This window comes from Rhodoferax sp. UBA5149 (assembly GCF_002413825.1).
Taxonomy (GTDB): Bacteria; Pseudomonadota; Gammaproteobacteria; order Burkholderiales; family Burkholderiaceae_C; genus Rhodoferax.
On sequence record NZ_DHXT01000224.1, the window covers coordinates 1 to 2,614 of the forward strand.

Annotated in this window: 2 protein-coding genes; both read right to left on the reverse strand. The window is 66.7% G+C overall.

All coding sequences use genetic code 11. From position 1 onward, the window contains the following. Positions 1 to 1,520: glycerol-3-phosphate dehydrogenase/oxidase (locus B3V69_RS19825; protein WP_296449269.1), on the reverse strand; the 1,520-nt coding region annotated here is incomplete at its 3' end. Next, positions 1,508 to 2,614: FAD-binding oxidoreductase (locus B3V69_RS19830; RefSeq protein WP_296449272.1), on the reverse strand; the 1,107-nt coding region annotated here is incomplete at its 5' end. The genes B3V69_RS19825 and B3V69_RS19830, both read right to left, overlap by 13 nt.

A 2,614-nucleotide genomic window follows, 5' to 3' on the forward strand; every position in this document is an offset into this window, starting at 1 on the left:
TCTTCGTCGGCAGCGTCAGATGTGTATAAGAGACAGGTGCACAGCGACCGGATGCGCGCCAGATGGTCCAGGCCACCGCGCGGCAACAGAATGCCCAATCGCGTGCGGCGCAACAGCAGATCGTCTAGATGAACCACGTCCTCATGCTTGGCCGCGATTACAAGCTCCAGCCACAGGGTGTTGGTGCCGGGAATGGTTTGCAGCTCAGCGTCCGTCGCGCCAGCGCAGAGCTCCTGCGCCCGATAACCATAGCGCGCCGCCAGCCGGTGCCGTATGGCCGCGCTCCAGCGCGGGTTCAGATCGCCCACCCGGGTGAACACGGCAGCGGCGTCACGCGCAAACGGCTTGCCCACGTGCGGTGCGGCCAGCGCCAGTGCGTCTTGCGCCATCAGCCGAAAGGTCGTGAGCTTGCCGCCAGTCAGCGTCACCAGGCCGGACTCATCCAGCACCACATGATCGCGTGCCGCCTGAGAGGCCGAGCCGGTGCCGTCATCCACCACCGGACGCACCCCGGCGTAACAAGCGCTGATATCGGCGGCGCGCAGGCCGGCGGCGGAGAACTGGTCGTTCACGGCCGCCAGCAGGTAGTCCACTTCTTGCGGCGTGATGGAGGCCTCGACATCCAGATCCTCACGGTGATCGAGGTCGGTGGTGCCGATCAGCGTGGCGCCCTCCCAGGGGTAGAGAAACACCGGTCGGCCGTCTTGGGGGTGCATCAGGCTGATGCTTTGGGCCACCGGCAGGCGCCAGAACGGCACCACCAGATGGCTGCCGCGCAGCGGACGCAGCATGGGCTGGCCGCCCACCGACCCCCGCAGCCGGTCGGCCCAGGCGCCGGTGGCGTTGACCACGGCTTTGGTTCGCACCTGAAGCTGCTGGCCCGTCAGAGCGTCTTGCACCGTGATGCCGCACACACGACCGGCATCAAGTTGCAGTTCCACTGCGGCCACATAGTTCAAGACCAGCGCCCCGTCGCGCTGCGCCTCCATCAGCACGCGCCAGACCAGACGCGCATCGTCGGTCTTGGCGTCCTGAAACACCAGGGCGCCGCGCATTTTGGGCGGCGCCAGACCCGGCGCCAGCGCCTGCGTGGTCGCCAGATCGGCCCAGAAATGGCTGCGAAGACCTGCCATCCAGTCGTAAATCGTCAAGCCCAGTTGAAACAGCCAGCGGCCCGGCTTGCGCCCTTCGCAATTCGCAAACAAAAAGCTCTGCGGCTCGATTAATTCTGGCGCCTCGCGCATCAGGCGCTCGCGTTCACGTACCGAGTGCAGGGTGGTTTTGATGTCGCCTTCCTTCAGGTAGCGTAAGCCCCCGTGCACCAGCTTGGAGGATCGGCTGGATGTGCCCCAGGCAAAGTCGCGCTGCTCGATCAGCAGCACCTTCCAGCCCCGGCGCGCCGCCTGCTGGGCCACGCCGGCGCCGCTGATACCGCCGCCAATCACCACCAGGTCCCAGGTGAGGGCGTAAAGCTGCGCCAGGGCTTGGGCGCGCACAGAGCCGGGGCTTAACTCGCCCATGGGCCTTCGTCCTGCAGCAGCTTGCCGGGGTTCATGATTTTTTTCGGATCAAAATGGCGACACAGCTCCGCCAATGTGGCCATGCCGAGCGGACCTTTCTCGTCGGCCAGATGGGCGGCGTGGTCACGCCCGACGCCGTGCTGGTGGCTCACCGTGCCGCCATGCGCGGCTATGGCTGTGGCCACTGCCGCTTTGAGGCGCTGCCAGCGCTCGAAGTTAGGCGCAAAGCCGCCCGGCGCAGTGGCCCAGACGAATTGCGAATAAATGCTGCTGCCCTGCGGGTACAGGTGCGACAGATGGGTGAAGGCGTGCACCCGCTCGCCGTAGGGGGCAAACACATCGCGCGCGGCCTGCTCCATGGCCAACATCAGGTGCTTCACCTGCGGCCAGTCCACCGCCGTCTCGATGGTGTCGGCTGAGTAGCCCTGTTCCCATAGCGTGTTGCGCAGGTAAGGGCCTTTGAAGCGGTTGGCGACCCATTTGTTGCCCATGGCGCGCCCGATGTAGACGGCGCCGTAGGTTGCCAACAGGCGCCGCGCTTCGCGCAAGGCGTGCCGCGCGGTGCGGGTGTCGGCCGTCACGCCCAGCATCAGCATGCACTTGCCCTCGCCACAGCCGCGCCAGGACAGGTAGCGCTGCAGCCAGCCGATCAGGCGCGCGTGGCCGGCCAGCGTGAGGTTGGTTTCGGTCTCGATGGCGTTGGACAGGCGCAGCATGCTCAAGGGCAGTTTGCGCTGCACCAGCGCGCGCACGGCAGCCTCGGCGGCATCCCAGTCAGGGAAGAACAGGGCGTGAAAACTCTCGTGCTCAGGCAGCGGTGACACGCGCACCGTGGCCTCGGTCAGAATGCCAAAGCGCCCCTCCGAGCCCATCACCAGCTCGCGCAGGTCCGGCCCGGCGCTGGCCGCCGGCACGGTCGGCATGGTCAACGTGCCGACGGGGGACTCCATCTTTCCGCCCGCAAACAACTGCTCGATGCGGCCATAGCGCAGCGACTGCTGGCCGCTGGAGCGCGTCACCACCCAGCCGCCCACCGTGGAGTACTCAAACGACTGCGGAAAATGCCCCAGCGTGTAGCCGTGGGCGCGCAACTG